We start from the raw sequence: 21754 nt of genomic DNA, 5'->3' as shown, positions 1-21754 counted from the left end.
TCTTTTTGGTCCAGCTTTTTGCGACGAGCGGTCGCGCTCTGCGCGACCCGAGTGTGCAAAAAGCTGGGGTTACATGAAGTCGCCCAGCTTCGACGCCTTGTTCTTGTCGTTCTCGAAGACGCTCTCTAAGCTCTTCTCCAGCACCTCCAACCGCTGTTTCGTGTACGGCCGGCAGTCGAACTCCTCGGCCACCTGAATCGCGGTGTCCATGTACTTGTTCACCGACCCGCGGTGGACGGTCAGGTTCACTCGGCCGCCGCACTCCCGGCAGTCGCCGGTCAGCGGCATCCGGCGGTACTTCTCGCCGCAGTCGAGACACCGCGTCTCCTGCCGGGAGAACGCGCGGAGGTTGCCGATGAGGTCCGGCAGGAAGTGGTACTCGATGACGCGTTCAGCCACGTCCGTCTCGTCGACGGCGCGGAGTTTCCGCGCGAGTTCCAACTGCGCGTCCATCTTGTCCATCATCGACCCGAGCGTCTTGTACGCCGAGAGGTCCGGGCCGAGGGCGATGTCGGTGGTGTCGTGGGTGTGGTCGAAGCCGCGATATTCGTCGTCGGTGCCGAGGGTGTCCTCACCGAGTTGGATGAGGTCCTCCACCTCGCCGGGGTCCGCCATCTCCAACGTCGCCTCGTAGAACGCCTCGGGGTACCGCCGCACGATGTCCATGTTGTGCGCCTCGTCGTCTATCTCGGAGGGGTCGATGCGCGAGGACATCACGAGGGGCGCGTCCATCTGCCCGCCGCGCTTGTCGGGGAGGTACTCCTTCGAGAAGTTCAGGAGGCCGTCCATGAGGAGCATGACGCAGTCTTCGTCGCCGTCGCATTGCTTTTGAGAGAGGTTGTTTGCGATGAGCGAGTGAGTTTCCTCGACCGTGAGACAGTACGTGTGGTCGACGTCCGAAGCGACGGACTCGACCGAGACGATCGACTCGACCAGATAATCGCCGTTTCCACCGTCGAATGCACGCCGTGCGGCCGGCGAGACGGAATCTACCTGTGATTGGAGTTGCTGCTCTTTCCGCGTCAGGTGGAACCCGATCCGTCGAGCGAACCGTACAGCGTCGGACGAGGTGATGTGGACGACGTAGGAAGACGCCGACATCGACTGGTCACCGACATCGTAGTAATCGGGGAACTTCTCGCGTAAGAGAGTTGGTTCCAGGATGTCGGCTTTCGCAGTAATCCCCAGACGGGTGAATAGCGCGAGAAGGTCCTCTTTGAGTTCGGAACTGACGGTCGTCGCAGATACCTTCAAGGCGTTAGCGTCGACGGTCCCGTCTCCGCTGAAGTAGCCGCGGAGATACGCTTCGACTAGTGAGTCCGGTGCGTCGAAGACGAACTGTGGGACGCGCTTTTCGTCTGCGAACACGCCAGCCTCGAGTACGGTATCGAAGAACGTTCTCAGGAGACGCCCAGAGACTGTGACTTTTGCCTCGTTTTCGCGATACGGGTCGACACCGAACGCGTCTCGCAGAGTTTCCACGAAGTAGTCGCGGGCCTCTGGCTCCGTACCGCAGATAGTCGTCTGGTGGATGGTCCCTTTCGGCGTCTGCTGTTCCCGTGCGAATCCTTCCGCGGCATAGTAACCGAGTAGGGTAGCGACGTCCGCGTCCACGTGCACGCGCCTGTCGATGGCAGTACGGCCGTGTTTCATCCCGAGTCGAACGTCGTCCGGGATGTGCGAGAGGAGTTCCTCTCTCGTCTCGAACAGTTCAGACAGAATCGAGACGGGGATACTCTCCCGATACAGATAATTGCCGAGCCTCTTTTTCGTCACTCCGAGGTAGTCTGCGGTACTCTGAAGCGGATAGAACGTTCCGTCCCAGCGGTCGGAAAGAGCGCTCTCGAACAGATCGTACAGTGCGTCTTTGTCCAGTCCACGGACCGTGAGCCTGTCGACGGGGAATTCGTCGAGCGAGAGGAATTCGTCGAGAAGGTCGAACTCAGGAATCCCACGACCGACGTCAACGGACGCTAGACGGTCCGGTACGATAGCGTGATCGTCGGTCGTTAACTCGGAGGCTCGCTTCGATGAGATACCATCACCGTCGAACACGTGTACGTCGTGGTCCGGCGTCACCGTCACCTCCCGACCGCTCCGCGTCTCGATCCGGACCATGTGGTCGGGCGCGCGGTGTTTCGACACCGCTTCGACCGGTCGTACCACCTCGTCCCCGTGCTCGTCTATCGAGGGGACGAACACGTCGCCGTCGAGTTCCTGCACGAGCGTTCCGAAGTCGTCGGTGCTCGGGTCGTCGAGGCGCGCCTCCACGAACTCCCGAATCCGGTCGTGGTGCCACTCGTCGCTCTCGTCGCGGTACCACACCTTCGTCTCGGGGTGGAAGCAGTTCCGCCGCTTGGCGGCGTGGAAGTACGGATGCGCGTAGCCGACGGCGGCGGAGGTGAAGCCGACGACGCGGCCGACGACGGCGGCGGAGGTGTGCGGCGCCATCCCGAACACCAGTTCGCCCACCAGGTCGTCGCGTTCCTCGACCTCGTAGAACGGCTCTAACCCGTAGAACTTCTCCAGGAGGTCGTCGACGAAGTCGGCCGTCTGTAGCATGTGTTCGGCCGCGCCGTCCGAGAGGACGACGTCCTGCACCTTCAGTTCGACCAGTTGGTCGTCGAACCGGAGTTTCTCGCCGTCGATGTCGGTGTCGTAGCCGAGTTCGCGGAAGTGCTCGGCCGTCACGTCCAGTTCCGCGGGGCGGACGGAGGTGACGGGGAGGTCGGTCATGTCGTAGCGGACGGTGCCGTCCTTGAACGACGAGACGTCGTGTTTCGCCCGCAGGACGCCCTTCTCGATGGGTTCGGGCGTCTTGTTCGAGGAGGTGAGGCCCTTCACGCCCTTCAGGATGGGGTAGGCCGACTCGCGTTCGCCGACGTTCTCCAAGGCGTTTCGGAGTTCCGTCGCCACGTCGATGGAGAACCAGTCGGGGCTCTCGACCTCGCGTTCACAGCGGTCGCAGAAGACGCGCCCCGACTCGTCGGGTTCGACGACGGTGCCGCACTCCTCGCACTCGTAGTGCGGTTCGGTGTGCGTCTCGCAGTCCGGACAGCGGTTCTTGTACGTGTGCGTCCCGCAGTCGGGGCAGGCCCGTTCGCCGACGAGGACGTTCACCTCGCCGCGGACGCCCTGGTCGTTGCGGCCGCGGGCCGCCTCGCCCACGTCGCGTTGACTGCCGCCCATCTCGCCGATGGGAAAGAGCGTGTGGACGGCCGGCGAGAGGTCGCGCGACTCGGACTTCTCGGGGCGGCCCATCCGGTTGCCGATGCGGGTGGGAGCGCGTTCGCGCACGTCGAACGGCGCGACTTCGTTGACGGCCTTCACCGCGTTGTCGCCGCCGTCCCACTCGCGCGCCGCCGCCGAGAGTCCGTCCCACGTGCGTTCGAGGTCCGCGGTGAGTCCGAGCGAACGGACGAGCAGTCGCCACTCGGAGACGCGGAGGGTCTCCTCGGTCTGCGTGTGTTCGACGAGGAGTGATTCGAGCGTCCGGGTCAGTTCCGGCGTGCGGTCGAGTTCGAGGACGCCGTCGGCCGGGCCGGCGTCGTCGGGGCGGACGACCACGCCGCCGTCGGACTCCGTCCGACGAGACGTCGAACCGGGTTCGGCGCCGCCGTCGGCCTCCACGTCGACGATGCGACCCGAGGCGGCGGCGGCGGCCAGCGTCTCGAACGCCCCGACGCTCACGTCGTGCCAGAGGTAGGTGTAGTCGGGGTGGAGGTGGCAGTCGTACTCGGTCGCCCACTCGAACGCCCGGTCGGGCGTCGGGTGTTCGAGGTCCACGCTCGGGTCGTCTTCGAGGGCCTGCACGGGCGCGCCCGCGGACTCGAACTCCTGCACCCACCACTCGTAGGCGTAGGCGGCGGGCGCGAGGGGGTGGTTGTTCTCGACGAACTCGCCGAAGTTGACGAGGTACTCGCCCAGGTCGAGAATCTCCTCGACGCCGTTGCGGACTTCGAGGGCCTCCGCGGGGTCGTCGATGCGGCGCACGTCGCCGTTGGCGAGTCTGACCGTCGGCCCCTCGATGGAGTCGACGGGGATGACGCCGCCGGCCTTCCCCGGGCGTTCGGTCTTTATCTGCGTCCCCGTCGCGAGGAAGTCGTCCACGAGGTGCATCGTCGCGGGGTGGACGCCCGCCGTCGCGAAGCCGTGGTTACGCGACCGGCCGTATCTGAGCCTGAACCCGCCCGCGACGCTGGGGTGGCCGAAGACGGGACGGCCGGCGATGAGGTCGCGCAGGTACTTCGTGGCGGGTTCGACGCGGGCGGGACCGGCCGGGTCGGGCGAGTCGGGCGTCTCCCCCTCGTCGGCGTCGTCGGTCGCCGTGTCGTCGCCGTCGTCTGCCTCGGCGTCGTCGCCGTCGTCCGCGCCGCCGTCGTCGTAGTAGGTGCCGTCGATGAGGTCCTGTAGCCACGGCCAGTCCACCTCGTCGAGTTGGCGCGTGTAGCGCTGAATCTTCGGGGCCTTGAGGGCGATACCCTCGGCCATGACGAGACACATGCCGCCGCGGGCGGAGTTGGTGTCGACCCGCTCTAAGTCGCGGAACCCGGACACCTCCTCGTCGCCCGTCGCCTCGCCGTCGAGCATGATGGGCATGTGCTCGGCGACGAACTTCGTCTCCTTGTCCTTCGGCGAGTACTGCAGGCCGGTCTCCTTGTCGTAGAGGGCGACTTCCTCGGCGTAGCGTTCCACCTCCACGTCGCGCGCCTCGTACTCCTCGATGCCGAGGAGCGACCGGGCGAAGTCGGCGACGAGGACCGAAAGCGCCTGCGCGGTGCCGCCGGCGGAGCGAATCGGGCCGGCGTAGTAGACGTTGACGAACTCGGTGCCGTCGTCGTTCTCCAGAATCTCCACGCGGTCGATGCCCTCGATGGGGGCGGCGACCACGCCCTCGGTGAGGAGTGCGACGGCGGTTCTGACGGCCCCCTCGACCTTCCCCGCACGGGAATCGTAGTCGCCGACGCTGCCCTCGACGAAGTCGTTGACGAGTTCGAGGGCGGCCTCCTCGCGGGACATCTCCCCCTCCAGTTCGCGGACGCGTTCGGCGACGCCCGGAATTCCGAGGATGTTCTCCACGCGGTCGGCCATGTCCTTGGCGACCGGAATCTCGACCTCGGGCCGCGGGTCACGTCCCTGTCCTTTCGCGGCGCGGGCGCGGTCGAACGCCTCGTCGAGACGGTCCTCGATCCGCGCGAAGTACCGTTCGTCGTCCTCGTGCACGGCTTACAACCAGAGGTCGAGGTCGGTCACGTCGTCGTGTTCGCGTTCGAGGGGTTCGTCGAACGCGCGGAGGTACACTTCGCCGGCGAAGACGGTGCCCGCGTTGAGGTGGCCCGCCAGCGACTGCCCGCTTCGCCGCGAGAGGACGGCGTGGGTGTGCGCGAACGGTTCGCCGTCCAGAAGCGCGACGTTGCCGACGCAGGCGGCGACTTCCAGCGGTTCGTCGAACTGGACCGACTGGTACTCCTGGTCGTCCTGGTCGTAGAACCACACCTCGGCGTCCTGCACCGCGCCCATGGCGTTGAACCACGCCGACTCGATGTCTTCCAGTTGCGCGAACTCCTCTATCTCCTCCCGCCAGTCCGCCCCGTTGTCCAGCGAGACGAGGAACTCTCGACTGGATTCGACTGCCCGATAGTTCATAGACTGGTGCTTGCGTGGGAGCGTCAAAAGTGTTCAGTGTTCGCGGCCGAGACCGGTCGGCGTCGCAACCGCTCGGCGACGGCGAGAACCGCGGGAGCGAACGCCGGCGGCGCGTCGCTCCGGAGAATCGTGGGTCGGGTGGAACCGGCGGACGTGCCGCGCCCGCCGACTCGTGGGCCTCAGGCCCAGTCTCGAAGTGACGGCGCCTCCGCCGCTGCCATCGAGAGCCACGCGTTGTCGCAGGAGATGTCTGCGATAATGAACTCCGACCGGGCAGGGGTGGAGTCCACCGAGGCCATGACCTCGGTGCGCGACGCGTCGGACGCAGCCGCCACATTCGGCGTCATGTATGATAGTCTGTAACAATCATACATAAATTCGTCGGAACGACATCACCGACACTCAGAATCCGGTCGGGAGACGAAGGCAACGCCTACCCGCTCGCTCGCCCAACGGGCCCACACACCGCGCATGGACCTCGATTCGGACACCGTGGACTCCCGCCCGAACGGCGACGCCGGCCCGGACGACGCGACGCCGACGGCGGACCGACTCGCTCGAACGACACTCGACGCCGCGACGTGGGGCGTCGTCCTCGCCCTCCTCGGCGCCGCCCTCCTCGGCGTCGTCGGCCTCGTCGTCGGCAACGGACTCGTCGGCTTCAAGCGGGGACTGTTCGTCTTCGGCTTCCTCGCGATGGGCGGGTCGCTCCTCGCCCTGCGGCCGCGCCGCCCGTGGAACCGCGGCGGCGGGCGAGACGGGGACGCCGGGCGCGACGAGAGCGCAGAGCGGTCGGACCCGCCGGCGGACGCCGCAAGCGGGCCGCCGACGCTGTTGCCCGATTCGCTCGCGCCGGACCCGGCCCACCGGGCGTCGTGGGGGCTTCGTCTCTTCTTCGGCGGAATCTGGGCGCTCGTGGGGTCGTACGTGCTGGAGACGGTGTTCGAGGTCGTGCCCGTCTGAGGTGGTGCCGGCGGCGGCGGGCCGACGCCGAACGGCCCGGAAGACGGGGCGAGACGCCCACGGGAGCGCGTCGCACGCCTTCGCAGACTACAAGAGGTGGCGGCAAGTACGACGGGGTATGAATGTAGCCGACGCGATGACGCCGCGAGAGGACGTGGTGACCGTGGAACTCCCCGGCACCCGCGACGACGTTCTGGAGTATCTCCAAGAGCGCGGCTTCTCGTCCGTTCCGGTCGTCAAGCAGACCGACGACGGCGAGGCGTACCGCGGCCTCGTCACCCGACAGGACCTCATCGAACACCCCGACGAGAACCAACTGGCCGTCCTGATGCACGACGTGCCGACGACGACGGCCGACACGTCCATCGAGGACGCAGCTCACCTGATGGTCGAGCAGAACGCCCGCCGCGTCCCCGTCGTCGACGGCGAACTGGAGGGCATCGTCACCGTCACGGACGTGATTCGCGCCATCGCCCGCAGTCAGGTCGACCTCGACGCGACGGCCGACGAGGTGGCGACGCTCGACGTGAACACGACGTACGAGGGCGCCCCCCTGACCGTCGCCGAGCGCGAGATATTCTACGCGAACGTCCCCTACACCGTCGCGCTCGACGAGTCGGGCGTGATGTCCGGCATCCTCACCGAGGTGGACATCATCGACGTCGCCCGGGTCGTCGAGGGCGAGGACGAGACGGGCGACTCCGTGGCGAACCAGGACGACGAGTGGATGTGGGAGGGCATCAAGGGCGTCGGCAGTCGCTACATCCCGACCCGGAACGTCGAGATACCGACCGAACCCGTCGCCACGTTCATGAGCACGGACATGGTCACCGTCTCGAAGCGCACGTCCGCCGTCGAGGCGGCGCAGGCGATGATCACGAACGACATCGAGCAGATTCCGCTCGTCAGCGGCGACCAACTCGTCGGCATCGTCCGCGACGTGGACCTGCTGGAGGCGCTGTAGATGGGTGCGGACCGAACCGAGGGCGAACGCCTCACCGAGTTGGCGAAGCGGCGCGGCTACTACTTCGGTTCCAACGAGTCCTACGGCGGCACCGCCGGCTTCTACACCTACGGCCCGCAGGGCGCCGCGCTGAAGTCGAACGTCGAGGAGGCGTGGCGCGACCGGTTCGCCGTACAGGAGGGCAACATGGAGATAGACGCGCCGACGGTCATGCCCGAACCGGTCTTCGAGGCGTCGGGCCACCTCGACGGCTTCGACGACATGCTGGTCGAGTGCGCCGAGTGCGGCGAGTCCCACCGCGCGGACCACCTCATCGAGGACAACTCCGACCTCGAAGACGCCGAGACGCTGTCGCTGGAGGCGGCCGCCGAGGAGATAGCCGCCCTCGACCTCGTCTGTCCGAACTGCGGCGCCGCACTCGCCGGCCAGTCCGTCGAGAGCTTCAACCTCATGTTCGAGACGAACATCGGCCCCGGTTCCTCGACGCCGGGCTACCTCCGCCCGGAGACGGCGCAGGGCATCTTCGTGGAGTTCCCGCGCATCAAGGAGTACGCCCGCAACCGCCTCCCGTTCGGCGTGACGCAGGTGGGTCGCGCCTACCGCAACGAGATTTCGCCGCGCAAGAGCATCGTCCGCACGCGGGAGTTCACGCAGGCGGAGTTGGAGCAGTTCGTCGACCCCGAACGCGACGAACCCGACCTGTCGTCGGTCGAGGACGTGGCAGTCACCCTCTACCCGGCGTCCGAACAGGAGGCCGACGACGGCGAGTACGTCGAGACCACCGTCGGCGACGCCGTCGCCGAGGGCGTCGTCGCGAACGCGTGGGTCGGCTACTTCCTCGGCGTCGCACAGGAGTGGTACGAGCGAATCGGCGTCGACACGGACCGCTTCCGGTTCCGTCAGCACCTGCCCGGCGAACTCGCGCACTACTCCAGCGACTGCTGGGACGCCGAGAGCGAGGTGGACGGCGACTGGATAGAGATAGCCGGCTTCTCCTACCGGTCGGACTACGACCTGTCGAAGCACGCCGAGTACTCCGAGGAGGACTACACGGTGTTCCGGCAGTACGACGAACCGAAGACGGTCGAACGCGCCGTCGTGGATCCCGACATGTCCGTCCTCGGTCCCGAGTTCGGCGGCGCGGCGGGCGACGTGAAGGCGGCGCTGGAGACGTTGGCCGAACGCGACCCCGACGCCTTCGACGCCGACGAGGTGACCGTCGAGGTGGCCGGCGAGTCGTACGCCGTCGCCACCGACGTGACGAACTTCTCGGTCGAAGAGCAGACGATAAGCGGCGAACACGTCACGCCGCACGTGGTCGAACCCTCCTTCGGCGTCGACCGGACGATATACACGCTCCTCGCGCACGCGTACGAGGAGGACGAGGTGGACGGCGAGGAACGGACGTACCTGTCGCTGTCGCCCGAAATCGCCCCGCGCGACGTGGGCGTGTTCCCCCTCGTGAGCAACGTCGACGAACTGGTCGAACTCGCCGACGACGTCGTCGCCGACCTGCGCGCCGCCGGCCTCTCGGTCGTCTACGACGACTCCGGCAGCATCGGCCGGCGCTACCGCCGGCAGGACGAGGTCGGCACGCCGTTCTGCATCACCGTCGACCGCGACGGCCTCGAAGGTGAGGGCGAGACCACCGTCACCATCCGCGAACGCGACTCCGGCCGGCAGGTCCGCGTCCCCGTCTCCGAACTCGCCGCGGAACTCGGCGCGGTTCGGGGCGGCGACCGGACGTTCGACGACGTGGCCGCCGAGTACGACGAACTCACCGACGCCTGACCCACGGTGCACCTCGGGTCCCTCTCGAAGAGCGAGGTCAAACGCCGTCTCGTCCACGCCAGCGGTGCGTCCGTCCCCCTCGGCTACCTCGCGGGCGTCCTCTCGTGGTCGCACCTGACGCTCCTGATGGTCGTCCTCTCGGGCGTCGTCACCGTGCTGGAGGTCCTCCGCCTGCAGGTCGGCCTCGACTGGGCCATCTACGACGAACTCACCCGCTCGTACGAGCAGACGAACCTGGCGGGGTACGCGCTCTACGTGTACAGCATGACCGGCGTCGTCCTCGTCTTCGAACCCCACGTCGCGGTGCCGGGGATGCTGATGCTCGCCGTCGGCGACCCAGTGAGCGGCCTGCTCGGCCGGACGCGGGAGGCCGGCGAACCCAAGCGCCTGCGGACGCTGGCCGCCATGTTCGCGGTCTGTCTGGCCGTCAGCGTCCCCGTCCTCTACCCCGTCGCCGGGGCCGTCGGCGTCGTCGCCGCCGCCGCGGGGTCGGTCGGGGCCACCGTCGCCGACGGCGTGAAGCCGGTCGTGTGGGGGTACGTCGTCGACGACAACGCCTCGATTCCGCCGGCGGCGTGTCTCGGTATCGCGGCCGTCCTCGCGGCGACGGGTGCGGCGGCGGTCGTGTGAGGATGCGAGTCGGTCGCCGCGTCCGCGTCGGCGGGGAGCGCTTTTGTCGCCGGACGCCGAACCACGGCCCGTGACTGTCTACGAGAGCGACCTTCCGGGCGTCGGAAAGAAACACGAGGTGGAACTGGGCGACGGCGGCCGCCTCGTCATCGTGACGCACAACAGCGGGAAGCGCGAGGTGTTCCGCCGGCCGGACGCCGACAGCGACTCCAAGAAGCTGTTCGAACTGTCCGACAAGCTCGCGCGGCAGGTGGGGACGCTCCTGGAGGGGGCGTACTTCCAGCCCGTGCAGACGGACACGATAGAGACGCTGCTGGGCGAGGACACCCTGCTGGAGTGGGTCGAAGTCGGCGACGACTCGCCCGTGGTGGGGACGACGCTGGCCGAGTCGAACCTCCGGCAGGCGACCGGTGCGTCCGTCATCGCCATCGAACGCGACGACGACGTCGTCGTCTCGCCCGGCGGCGACGCCACCATCGAAGCGGGCGACACGCTCGTGGTCATCGGAAAGACGGACGCCTGCCGCGACCTGCTCTCGATGGTGCGCGGCGACTGATGGCGGCGGAACTCCTCGAACTCGGGCAACTGTTCGTCGTCGTCGCCGTGGCGGGCGCGTTCGCCCTCCGTCTGGGGCTGTCGGTCATCCCGCTGTACGTCGTCGGCGGCGTCCTCGCCGGCCCGTTCGTCGCCGGTCGGATGGGTCTGCCGTACGTCACGAACGGGGAGGTGGTGACGCTGTTCGCCGAGGTGGGCATCGTCCTCCTCCTGTTCTTCCTCGGGTTGGAGTTCAGCCTCGACAGGCTGCTCGAATCGCGGACGCGCATCACGCGGGCCGGCGTCGCCGACATCGCGGTGAACCTCCCCTTGGGAATCGCCATCGGCCTCGTCCTCGGGTGGTCGCTCGTGGAGTCGCTCCTGCTCGGCGGCATCGTCTACATCTCCTCGAGCGCCATCATCACGAAGTCGCTCATCGACCTCGGGTGGATAGCGAACCCGGAGGCCGAACCGATGCTAGGAACGCTGGTGTTCGAGGACCTGTTCATCGCCGTCTACCTCGCCGTCGTCACCTCCCTCGTCCTCGGCGGCGAGGGCGGACTGGGGAGCGTCGGTCGGTCGCTGGCCGTCGCGTTCGGCTTCCTCGGACTGCTGTTGGTCGCCGTCCAGTACGGCACTCGCCTGTTCACGGGCGTCCTCGACGGGACGGGACGGGAGGCGTTCGTCCTCCGGACGCTAGCCGTCGTCGTCCCCATCTCGGGCGCGGCGCTCGTACTCGGCGTCAGCGAGGCCGTCGCGGCGTTCTTCGTCGGGATGGGGTTCGCCACCAGCGGCCACCGCGAACGGATAGAGCGCCTGCTGGCCCCCGTCCGGGACGTGTTCGGCGCGGTGTTCTTCTTCTGGATCGGCGTGGGGACGGACCCGACGATCCTCGTGGCGGCGGCCGTCCCCCTCGTCCTCGCGGTGGCGCTGACGACGCCCGCGAAAGTCGTCTCGGGCTACCTCGGCGGCCGCGTCTACGACCTCTCGAAGCGCCGGTCGCTCCGCGTCGGCGTCGGCATGGTGCCGCGGGGGGAGTTCTCGCTGGTCATCGCCGCCCTCGCCGCGTCCGGCACCACGCCCGTCATGCGGGAGGTGATTCCGGCGTTCGCCGTCGGCTACGTCCTCGTCATGAGCGGTCTCGGGACGGTGCTGATGGAGCGCTCGGAGTTCGTCGAGCGACTCGTGTTCCGCGGCGACCGGACGGGCGCGGAGGCGTGACGGCGGGTCCCGGCCACCAAGCACTTACTCTCCGAACACCGACAATCTGCTGCGATGACACCAGTAGAGTGGCTTCTGCTCGGTATCGTCGCGGTAGTCGTCCTCGGCGTCGCGTTCGCGCTGTTCGACACGGAGACGATACTCGAACTGGCGCTGGAAGCGGCAGACTGAGGCGGACGGACGGCGTCCGCCCGAGGGCGTCCGACGTCGGGTCACCTGACCGACGTGCGGTGGCTACTCAGGCAGAGACGGACCCCCTCCCGAAGCGGGGACGACCGTATTTTGCGCGGCAAGCGTTGCACCTCCGAAAGCTATTAATACGACGTACTCGCTTTGACTGTGCAATGACGCGGTTCCCCACAGTCGCCGTCCGCGACGCTCCGGGAGCCGCGGCTTCGGGCGCCTCGGCGTCCGAAACGACGATTCTCTCCCCGGCGCGCGACGGCGGCGCGCGACGACGACGACCGGCCCTTTAGGGCCAACTATACTACACTTTCGACGGATTATCGGACTCACCCAAAAGCGCTCAGCTCCCGTATAGGCGTCTCTACCCTTTGTTTTCGGCATTTAACATCGTGTAATTTATCACCCCCGAACGACGACTGAGAGATATGACAAGCGTTGCACTCGCGTTCAGCGGCGGACTGGACACCACAGTTTGCGTCTCACTGCTGAAAGAGGAGTACGGATACGACGAAGTCGTCGGCGTCACCGTGGACGTCGGCCAACCCGAATCGGAGTTCGAGGAGGCTCAGGAGACGGCCGACGCGCACGGACTGGACCTGCACGTCGTGGACGCGAAAGACGAGTTCGCGGACCTCTGTTTCGACTCGGTTCGCGCGAACGCGACGTATCAGGGCTACCCGCTGGGGACGGCGCTGGCGCGCCCGGTCATCGCCAACGCCATCCTCGAAGTGGCGCAGGAGGAGGGCTGCGACGCCCTCGCACACGGCTGTACCGGGAAGGGGAACGACCAACTCCGCTTCGAGGTCATCTGGCGCGCCTCCGACCTGGACGTGGTCGCCCCCGTCCGCGAGATGGGGCTCACCCGCGAGTGGGAGAAGCAGTACGCCGAGGAGAAGGGCCTGCCCGTGAAGGCCGGTAACGACGGCGTCTGGTCCATCGACACGAACCTCTGGAGCCGTTCCATCGAGGGCGGTCAACTCGAAGACCCCGGCTACGTCCCGCCGGAGGACATCTACGAGTGGACGGAGACGCCGAAAGGCGAGACGGGGACGGTCGACATCACGTTCGAGAACGGCTACCCCGTCGCCGTCGACGGCGAGGAGATGGAACCCGCCGCCCTCATCGAACACCTCAACGACCTCGCCGGGCAGTACGGCGTCGGCCGCACGGACATGATGGAGGACCGCATGCTCGGCCTGAAGGTGCGCGAGAACTACGAGCACCCGGCCGCGACGACCCTGCTCACCGCTCACGAGGGCCTCGAACAACTCGTCCTCACGAAGGAGGAGCGCGACTTCAAAGAGCAGATCGACCAGCAGTGGGCCAACAAGGGCTACCAAGGCCTCGTCGACGCGCCGTTCGTGAAGGCGCTGGAGGGCTTCATCGGCGAGACGCAGACGCGCGTCACGGGCACGGTGACTATCAAGTTCGACGGCGGCCGCGCGCGCCCCGTCGCCCGCGACTCCGACTACGCCGTCTACTCCGAGGAGGCCGCCTCGTTCAACACCGAGACGGTCAACGGCATCACGCAGGAGGACGCCACCGGCGTCGCGAAGTACCACGGCTTCCAGTCCCGCCTCGCCAACGCCGCGGTGGCGAAGGCGACGAAGGACAAGCCCGAACTCGCCACCGACGGCGGGGACGCAGACGACGCCGACGACGAGAGCCAGTAGACGATGAGCGAGGAGGGAGCCGACGAGGGAGTCGTCCGCCGCGACCGGTTCAGCGGCGGCCCCGCCCGCGCGTTCATGTCGAGCCTCGCGGCCGACGAGCGCATCTTCGCCGCCGACGTGGCGGTGGACCGCGCGCACGTCGTGATGCTCGACGAACGGGGAATCGTCGAGTCCGACGTGGCCGCCGAGATTCTGGCCGCCCTCGACGCCGTCGAGAGCGAGGGCCACGCCGCCCTCCCGGCGGGCGAGGACGTCCACGAAGCCATCGAGACGGCCGTCGTCGAGCGCGTCGGTCCCGACGGCGGGAAGATGCACACCGCCCGCAGTCGCAACGACGAGGTGGCGACGTGCATCCGTCACCGCCTGCGCGAGGACCTCCTGTCGGCCGTCGAGGCGACGTTGGCGCTCCGCGAGTCGCTCCTCGCGGCCGCCGAGGCGGAGGTGGAGACGGTGATGCCGGGCTACACGCACCTGCAACCCGCCCAGCCCACCACCGTCGCACACTACCTCCTCTCGTACGAGGCGGCCGTCGCCCGCGACACCGCCCGCCTCCTCGACGCCTACGACCGGACGAACCAGTCGCCCCTCGGGGCCGCCGCGTTCGCCGGGACGCCGTTCGACGTGGACAGAGAGCGGACGGCCGAACTGCTGGGGTTCGACGGCGTCCTGCGCAACTCGATGGACGCCTCGTCGGCGCGTGACTTCCTCATCGAGTCGGTGTCGGCGCTGGCGACGCACGCGACGACGCTGTCCGGTCTGGCCGAAGATGTGGTCATCTTCGCGAACAAGGGGTTCGTCGAGTTGTCGGACGACTACTCGTCTACCTCCTCCATCATGCCCCAGAAGGTGAACCCCGACACGCTCGAACTCGTCCGCGCCACCGCGGGCGACGCGGCGTCGGGGCTCTCGGGCCTGTTGACGACGCTGAAGGGCCTGCCGCGCGCGTACAACCGCGACCTGCAGCGTGCGACGCCGCACGCGTGGGAGACGGTCGACGCGGTGTCGGAGGCGACGGCCGTCGTCGCCGGCGCGGTGTCGTCGGCCGACTGGCCGGCCGAGACGCTCGAATCCGCCGCGGGCGACGGCTTCTCGACGGCCACGGGCGTCGCGGACGCACTCGCGATGGCCGGCCTGCCGTTCCGCACGGCGCACGAAGTCGTCGCGGCCGCCGCCGAACGCGCCGACGGGACGCCGGATCTCGCAACACTTGACGCATCCGCGGATGAAGTGTTAGATGCCTCCCTGTTCGAATACGTGAGCCGTGCAGACGTGCAGCGAGCGCTCGACCCCGTCCACAGCGTCGAGAGTCGCGACTCCCCCGGCGGACCCGCACCCGCCGCGGTCGCGGCCCAACTCGACGAGGCGGGCGCGGACGTCGACGCCGACCGCACGACCCTCGCGGACCGCCGGGAAGCGCTCGACTCGGCGGCGGAGCGACTCGCGACCGAGGTAGAGGTGAGGACCCGTGACTGAGACACACACGACGCAGACGGCCGCGCGCCGCATCGACGCGAAGCCGCTTCGACCGGTCCCGCGACCGCCACGACGACCGTCCCCGTCCGGGGACGAATAACATATGAAATCCGACACAGATTTCACACGACCCGTTCGCTCCCCCGATTTCTGCCGATAGAGCCGTCTCCGTTCTTTTAATTTCGATGATAAGTTCGATGGGTTTAAGTCTCCACATCGCCCAGCGACGAGTACGATGGCAGACACCATTACCGCAGAAGACCCGCTGACCGGAGAAGCGATCGAACTCCCCGCCGACGTCGAAGTCGGCGAAATCGTGGACAGTCCCGCCACGGGCGCAGAGCTGGAAGTCGTCTCGCTCGACCCCGTGACACTGGAGGAAGCGCCCGAACTCGAAGAGGACTGGGGCGAGTAAGATGAAGGTTGGGCTGCTCTACTCCCGGATTCGCAGAGACGAGAAGCTCCTCCTCGGCGAGCTTCGCGAGCGCGGTCACGAGGTGGCGAAGATAGACGTCCGGAAGGAGCAGTTCAACATCTCGGAACCGCCGGCGGCGTTCGACGACATCGACGTCGTGCTCGACCGCTGTCTGGCGACGAGTCGGAGCCTCTACGCGACGCAGTTCCTCGACGCCTACGACGTGCCCGTGGTGAACGCCGCGGAGACGGCCGAGGTGTGCGCGGACAAGGTGAAGAACAGCCTCGCCTTGGAGCAGGCGGGCGTCCCCACGCCCAACACCGAAGTCGCGTTCACCACCGACGCCGCGATGGAGACCATCGAGGAGTTCGGCTACCCCTGCGTCCTCAAGCCCGTCGTCGGGTCGTGGGGTCGCCTGATGGCGAAGATAGACTCCCCCTCGGCCGCCGAGGCCATCCTCGAACACAAGGCCACGCTCGGTCACTACCAGCACAAGGTGTTCTACGTGCAGGAGTTCGTGGAGAAGCCCGGCCGCGACATCCGCGTCGTCGCCGTCGACGGCGACCCCGTCGCCGCGATGACGCGTTCGTCGGACCACTGGCTGACGAACGCCGCGAAGGGAGCCGAGGCCGAGGCGTTCGAACTCGACGACCGCGCGAGGGAACTCGTCCAGCAGGCGTCGGACGCCGTCGGCGGCGGACTGCTCGGCGTGGACCTCATGGAGACAGGCGAGGACTACACCGTCCACGAGGTGAACCACACCGTCGAGTTCAAGGCGCTGAACGACGCCGTCGAGACGGACGTGCCCGCCGCGGTGGTCGACTGGCTGGAAGCGAAAGTCGAGGCCGACGAGACGGTCGCAGAGGCGACGACGGCATGAGCGAAGCGACGTACACCGCGAGCGTCGTCGGCGGCACCGGCTTCACCGGCGGCGAACTGCTCCGTCTCCTGTACCAACACCCCGACTTCGAGGTGGCGCAGGCGACGAGTCGCTCGAAGGAGCGCAAGACCGTCGGCCACGTCCACCCGAACCTCCGCGAGATGGACCTGCGGTTCACCTCGCCCGAGGACCTCGAATCCGTCGACGTGCTGTTCGCGGCGACGCCGCACGGCGTCTCGATGCAGCACATCGACGCGTTCCGCGACGCCGCCGACACCGTCGTGGACCTCTCGGCGGACTTCCGCCTCGACACGGAGGAGCAGTACGACGAGTGGTACGACGGACACGTCTGCCCCGAGTATCTGGAGCAGGCCGAGTACGCCCTGCCGGAGATAAACCGCGAGAACCTCCCCGGCGCCGACCTCATCGCGTCGGGCGGGTGCAACGCCACGGCGACCATCCTCGGCCTGAAGCCCCTGTTCGACGCCGGCGTGCTGTCGGGCGACGAGCAGGTGGTCGTGGACGTGAAAGTCGGCTCCTCGGAGGGCGGCGCGGGCGGCGGCGACGCCTCCAGCCACCCCGAGCGCTCGGGCATCGTCCGCCCGTACGCGCCCACGGGCCACCGCCACGAGGCCGAGATAGAGCAGTTCCTCGGACTCTCCGTCTCGTTCACCGTCCACGCGGTGGACATGGTCCGCGGCGCGAGCGCCACCTGTCACGTCTTCCCCGACGCGCCCGTCTCGAAGGGCGACATGTGGAAGGCCTACCGGGGGTCCTACGCCGACGAACCGTTCGTGCGCACCGTCGCCGGCGGCGGCGGCGTCTACCGCTACCCCGAACCGAAGGCGGTGGCGGGGACGAACACGGCCGAAGTCGGCTTCGAACTCGACCCCTCGAACCGCCGGGTGGTCGTCTTCTCGGCCATCGACAACATGATGAAGGGCTCCGCCGGGCAGGCGGTCCACGCCGCGAACGTCGCCCTCGGCCTGGAGGAGACGGCCGGACTGGAGTTCACCGGACTCCACCCGGTCGGCGCGCCCTGAACCGAACCGCAGACTGACCGGACCACGCACCCGACTCGCATCCGACCCACCACACACAGTTTCACACCACCGATGACACGCTACACCCGCGACGAACTCGCCTCGCTACACGACGAACTGGCCGACAACGACGCCACCCTCTGCGCCGACGGCGGCACCGTGCCGGCGGACGAACCGCCGGTCGTCGTCAAAGTCGGCGGCGCACGAGCGGTGGACCCGGCCGGTGCCGTCCAGGACGTGGCGCACCTCGTCGCCAACGGCCGCGACGTGGTCGTGGTCCACGGCGGGTCAACCGCGGTGGACGACACCCTCGAAGAACTCGGCGAGGAACCCACCTACGTCGAGACGCCGTCGGGCGTCGTCGGGCGCTTCACCGACGAGCGCACGATGGAGGTGTTCTCGATGGTGATGCCCGGCAAACTGAACACGGACCTCGTGACGACGCTCCGCGGGGCGGGCGTGGACGCCCTCGGCCTCTCCGGCGTCGACGGCGGCCTCCTGACGGGGCCGCGCAAGTCCGCGGTGCGCGTCGTCGAGGACGGCAAGAAGAAGATCAAGCGCGGCGACCACTCCGGGAAGATAACGGACGTGAACGCCGACCTGCTGGAGACGCTCCTCGGCGACGGCTACGTCCCCGTCGTCACCGTCCCCATGCTGGCCGACGACGGCGTCGCGGTCAACGCCGACGCGGACCGCGCGGCGGCCGCCGTCGCCGGCGCACTCGGCGCCGAGTTGGTCGTCCTCACGGACGTCACGGGCGTCTACGAGGACCCCGACGACGAGGCGACGCTCATCGACCGGGTGGAGACGGCCGAGGAGTTCGCCGCGCTGGAGTCCGCCGCGGAGGGGTTCATGACGAAGAAGGTGATGGCGGCGAAAGAGGCGCTGACCGGCGGGGCCTCGAAGGTCATCGTCGCGTCCGCGAACGTGAACGACCCCGTCGTGGAGGCGATTCGCGGCGGCGGCACCCACGTCCACGCGTCGGCCCTCGTCGAGGAGGTGGACGCATGAGCGGCTTCGTGTTCTCCGAGAAACCCATCGGCATCGAGTCCGGCGAAGGGGCCTACCTGTACGGCACCGACGGCACCGAGTACCTCGACTTCGGCGCGTCGTACGCCGTCGCCGCACTCGGCCACTCCCACCCCGCCGTCACCGAGGCGGTGCAGGAACAAGCGGAGAAGCTGACGTACGTGCAGGCCTCCTACCCCGTCGAGGCCCGCACGGAACTGTACGAGAAACTGGCCGCCGTCGCCCCCGACGGACTGGAGAACGTCTGGCTCTGCAACTCCGGGACGGAGGCGAACGAGGCGGCGATGAAGTTCGCGCGCTCGGCGACGGGTCGCTCGAAGATAGTCGCCACGAAGCGCGGCTTCCACGGCCGGACGATGGGCGCGCTGGCGATGACGTGGAAGGACAAGTACAAGGAGCCGTTCGAACCGCTGGCGGGCGACGTGGAGTTCGTCACCTACGGCGACGAGGCGGAGTTGGCGGCGGCGGTGGACGAGGAGACGGCGGCCGTCTTCCTCGAACCCGTGCAGGGCGAGGGCGGCATCCACCCCGCGACGACGGAGTACCTGCAGACGGCCCGCGAACTCACCGAGGAGGCGGGCGCGGCCCTCGCGTTCGACGAGATTCAGACCGGCGTCGGTCGGACGGGGACGCTGTGGGCCTGCGAGCAGTCGGGCGTGACGCCCGACATCCTCACCTCGGCGAAGGGCATCGCCAACGGCCTGCCCCTCGGCGCGACGCTGGTCGCCGACTGGATAGCCGACGACCCAGGCAACCACGGGTCGACGTTCAGCGGCGGCCCCGTCGTCTGCGCGGCGGCGAACGCCACCCTCGACACCATCGTCGAGGAGGACTACCCGAGTCACGCCGCCGCCGTCGGCGAGTACCTCAAGAGCGAGATAACCGCCGCGGCGGAGGAACACGACCTGCCCGTGCGCGAGGTGCGCGGGCAGGGCCTGATGCTCGGTGTGCAGGTGAAGCGCGGGGCGAACCGCGTGCTGAAGAACCTCGCCATCTCCGAACAGGTGCTGGCGCTGCCCGCCGGGCGGACCGTCGTGCGCCTGTTGCCGCCGCTGGTCGTCACGGAGGACCACGCCGACGAGTTCGTCGACGCGTTCGTGGAGGTGACGGGATGAGCGGTATCCATCTCACCGAGGAGGAACGCGCCGAGGCCGACGACGCGGCCAGCGAAGGGCGGACGAACGGACAGACGGCGGCCGCGGAGACGAACGGACAGACGGCGGCCGCGGAGACGAACGGACAGAGGACAGACGAGGAGAGAGAGATGATGCACGCCGAACCGTTCGACGTACAGGCCGACCTCACCGAGGGGTTGAACGAGGCGCAGACGCTGCTGGCGGACCTCGTCTCGACGCCGTCGGTGTCGGGCGACGAGTCCGAGGCGGCCGCGGTGCTGAAGGCGTTCTTCGAGGCGCACGACCGCGAGGTGTGGATCGACGAGGTGGGCAACGTCCGCGCGCCCGCCGACGACTCGGTGCTTCTCACCTCGCACATCGACACCGTGCCCGGCGAGGTGCCCGTGAAGATAGAGGACGGCGTGCTGTGGGGCCGCGGCAGCGTGGACGCCACCGGCCCCCTCGCGTCGATGGCCGTCGCGGCCGTCGAGACGGGCGTCTCGTTCGCCGGCGTCGTCGAGGAGGAGACGAGTTCCACGGGCGCGTGGCACCTGCTGGAGGACCGCGCGGAACCCGACGCCCTCATCAACGGCGAACCGTCGGGCTGGGACGGCATCACGCTCGGCTACCGCGGGTTCCTCTCGGGGACGTACGTCGCCACGAGCGAACTCGGCCACTCCTCGCGCCCGGAGAACAACGCCATCCAGTCGGCGGTCGACTGGTGGTCGCGCGTCGCCGACTTCTTCGAGAGCGAGGAGGAGGGCGTCTTCGACACCGTGACGACGAAGCCCGTGAACTTCGAGGGCGGCCCCACCGAGGACGGACTGGCCGTCGAGGCGACGGTGGACGTGCAGTTCCGCGTCCCCCCGCGTCTCACCATCGAGGACGTCCAAGAGGTCGCCGAGGGCGAACTGGCCGAGGGGAGCGTCCACTGGGAGAAGCCCATCCCGCCCGTGATGACGAGTCCCCGGACGGAAGTGGCGCGGGCGTTCCGCGTCGCAATCCGACAGGAGGACGGCGACCCCCGCCTCCTGCGGAAGACCGGCACCAGCGACATGAACATCTTCGCGGGGCAGTGGGACTGCCCGATGGCGACGTACGGCCCCGGCGACTCGGACCTCGACCACGCGCCGAACGAACACCTCGACCTGGCGGAGTACGACGCCGCCATCGACGTGCTGACCGGCGTCTGCGAGACGCTGACGGAGTGACAGGGATGCTCGAAACGACACACTTCCTCGACATCGACGACCTGCGCACGGACGAACTGCACGCGGTCCTGGACCGCGCGGCGGCGGTCAAGTCGGGCGCCGACGACACCCGACTCGAGGACCAGACGCTCGGGATGCTGTTCGAGAAGCCGAGCACCCGGACGCGCATCTCCTTCGAGACGGGGATGACGCAGTTGGGGGGCCACGCCATCTTCCTCGGCCCCGAGGACATCCAACTCGGTCACGGCGAACCGCTGTCGGACACCTCGCGGGTCCTCTCGCGCTACGTGGACGTGGTGATGGCCCGCCTGTTCGAGCACGCGGACCTCGTGGAGATAGCCGAGTACGCCGAGGTGCCCGTCGTCAACGGCCTGACCAACGACGCGCACCCGTGCCAGACGCTCGCGGACCTCCTCACCATCAGAGAGGCGTTCGGCGGCTTCGACGGCGTGCAGGCGGCGTGGGTCGGCGACGGCAACAACGTCGGCCAGTCGTTCGTCCTCGGCTGTGCGATGGCGGGACTGGACCTCACCGTCGCCACGCCCGAGGACTACGGCATCGACGACGACGTGTTGGCGCACGCCGCGGAGTACGGCGGCGAACCGACCGTCGCCGACACGCCCGAAGAGGCAGTCGCCGACGCGGACGTGGTGTACACCGACGTGTGGATTTCGATGGGACAGGAGTCCCAGCGACACGAGAAACTCGCCGCGTTCGAGGGCTATCAGGTGAACGAGTCGCTGCTGGACGGGACGGACGCGAAGGTGATGCACTGTCTGCCCGCCCACCGCGGCGAAGAGATAAGCCACGACGTCCTCGAATCCGACCGCGCCCTCGTCTGGGACCAGGCGGAGAACCGCCTGCACGCCCAGAAGGGCCTCCTGGTCGAACTGCTGGACGAGTAGTCGTCCCGTCGGAGAAAGCGCGGATGCGCGGCGGATGGGACCGGACGGGCGACGCCGAGCGAACGGCGACGGTGC

The 21754-nt window shown here is 68.2% G+C and carries 18 protein-coding genes; 15 read left to right on the top strand and 3 right to left on the bottom strand.

Annotation, left to right across the window (positions count from 1 at the left end; genetic code table 11):
* Nucleotides 1–69: 69 nt before the first annotated feature.
* From BM310_RS00860 to BM310_RS21140, 3 genes are all read right to left on the bottom strand, one after another.
* Complete coding sequence (locus tag BM310_RS00860; protein WP_089803858.1) at nucleotides 70–5223, bottom strand: LAGLIDADG family homing endonuclease; 5154 nt, start codon at nucleotides 5221–5223, stop codon at nucleotides 70–72.
* 3 nt (nucleotides 5224–5226) lie between these two features.
* Entirely contained in the window at nucleotides 5227–5646 is a 420-nt protein-coding gene (locus BM310_RS00855) for a PPC domain-containing DNA-binding protein (protein ID WP_089803857.1), read from the bottom strand.
* 179 nt (nucleotides 5647–5825) lie between these two features.
* Nucleotides 5826–5993: a DUF7556 family protein gene (locus BM310_RS21140; RefSeq protein ID WP_177232496.1), complete on the bottom strand. Its 168-nt coding sequence runs from the start codon at nucleotides 5991–5993 to the stop codon at nucleotides 5826–5828.
* A gap of 124 nt (nucleotides 5994–6117) precedes the next feature.
* On the opposite strand from BM310_RS21140, the gene BM310_RS00850 reads away from it, so the two are divergent.
* From BM310_RS00850 to argF, 15 genes are all read left to right on the top strand, one after another.
* Nucleotides 6118–6609, top strand: a complete 492-nt coding sequence (locus BM310_RS00850; protein WP_089803856.1) for a DUF7555 family protein — start codon at nucleotides 6118–6120, stop codon at nucleotides 6607–6609.
* 118 nt (nucleotides 6610–6727) lie between these two features.
* Nucleotides 6728–7573, top strand: a complete 846-nt coding sequence (locus BM310_RS00845; RefSeq protein ID WP_089803855.1) for a CBS domain-containing protein — start codon at nucleotides 6728–6730, stop codon at nucleotides 7571–7573.
* A complete protein-coding gene (gene glyS, locus BM310_RS00840) occupies nucleotides 7574–9364 on the top strand; it encodes a glycine--tRNA ligase (RefSeq protein ID WP_089803854.1) in 1791 nt (596 codons plus the stop codon).
* Nucleotides 9365–9370: 6 nt separating this feature from the next.
* Nucleotides 9371–9994 (top strand): diacylglycerol/polyprenol kinase family protein, encoded by a 624-nt coding sequence (locus tag BM310_RS00835; RefSeq protein ID WP_089803853.1) that lies wholly within the window; start codon nucleotides 9371–9373, stop codon nucleotides 9992–9994.
* Nucleotides 9995–10064: 70 nt separating this feature from the next.
* Nucleotides 10065–10550 (top strand): cation:proton antiporter regulatory subunit, encoded by a 486-nt coding sequence (locus BM310_RS00830; RefSeq protein WP_089803852.1) that lies wholly within the window; start codon nucleotides 10065–10067, stop codon nucleotides 10548–10550.
* The gene (locus tag BM310_RS00825; protein WP_089803851.1) at nucleotides 10550–11749 is read left to right on the top strand and encodes a cation:proton antiporter; all 1200 of its coding nucleotides are present in this window, start codon (nucleotides 10550–10552) and stop codon (nucleotides 11747–11749) included. The genes BM310_RS00830 and BM310_RS00825 overlap by 1 nt, the downstream gene beginning before the upstream one ends.
* Nucleotides 11750–12351: 602 nt before the next feature.
* Nucleotides 12352–13608, top strand: a complete 1257-nt coding sequence (locus BM310_RS00820; RefSeq protein ID WP_342714017.1) for an argininosuccinate synthase — start codon at nucleotides 12352–12354, stop codon at nucleotides 13606–13608.
* Between the two features lie 3 nt (nucleotides 13609–13611).
* Nucleotides 13612–15081 carry an argininosuccinate lyase gene (gene argH / locus BM310_RS00815; RefSeq protein ID WP_089803849.1) on the top strand — a complete coding sequence of 490 codons (1470 nt, stop codon included), beginning with the start codon at nucleotides 13612–13614 and terminating at the stop codon, nucleotides 15079–15081.
* A gap of 235 nt (nucleotides 15082–15316) precedes the next feature.
* Entirely contained in the window at nucleotides 15317–15496 is a 180-nt protein-coding gene (lysW, locus tag BM310_RS00810) for a lysine biosynthesis protein LysW (RefSeq protein WP_089803848.1), read from the top strand.
* A 1-nt stretch (nucleotide 15497) separates the two neighbouring features.
* Entirely contained in the window at nucleotides 15498–16376 is an 879-nt protein-coding gene (lysX, locus tag BM310_RS00805; RefSeq protein ID WP_089803847.1) for a lysine biosynthesis protein LysX, read from the top strand.
* The gene (gene argC, locus BM310_RS00800; protein ID WP_089803846.1) at nucleotides 16373–17419 is read left to right on the top strand and encodes an N-acetyl-gamma-glutamyl-phosphate reductase; all 1047 of its coding nucleotides are present in this window, start codon (nucleotides 16373–16375) and stop codon (nucleotides 17417–17419) included. Before lysX ends, argC begins: the two co-directional genes overlap by 4 nt.
* 72 nt (nucleotides 17420–17491) lie before the next feature.
* Nucleotides 17492–18430 (top strand): acetylglutamate/acetylaminoadipate kinase, encoded by a 939-nt coding sequence (locus BM310_RS00795; protein WP_089803845.1) that lies wholly within the window; start codon nucleotides 17492–17494, stop codon nucleotides 18428–18430.
* On the top strand, nucleotides 18427–19563 hold the full coding sequence (locus tag BM310_RS00790; protein ID WP_089803844.1) for an aspartate aminotransferase family protein: 1137 nt from the start codon (nucleotides 18427–18429) through the stop codon (nucleotides 19561–19563). The genes BM310_RS00795 and BM310_RS00790 overlap by 4 nt, the downstream gene beginning before the upstream one ends.
* Nucleotides 19564–19712: 149 nt before the next feature.
* Complete coding sequence (locus BM310_RS00785; RefSeq protein WP_089806910.1) at nucleotides 19713–20774, top strand: [LysW]-lysine hydrolase; 1062 nt, start codon at nucleotides 19713–19715, stop codon at nucleotides 20772–20774.
* A 5-nt stretch (nucleotides 20775–20779) separates the two neighbouring features.
* Complete coding sequence (argF, locus tag BM310_RS00780; RefSeq protein ID WP_089803843.1) at nucleotides 20780–21679, top strand: ornithine carbamoyltransferase; 900 nt, start codon at nucleotides 20780–20782, stop codon at nucleotides 21677–21679.
* Nucleotides 21680–21754 lie beyond the last annotated feature (75 nt).

Source organism: Halogeometricum rufum (assembly GCF_900112175.1).
In the GTDB taxonomy this organism is placed as follows: domain Archaea; phylum Halobacteriota; class Halobacteria; order Halobacteriales; family Haloferacaceae; genus Halogeometricum; species Halogeometricum rufum.
Note: the sequence above shows the minus strand (reverse complement) of the source record. Positions and strands in the feature narration are given on the sequence as shown.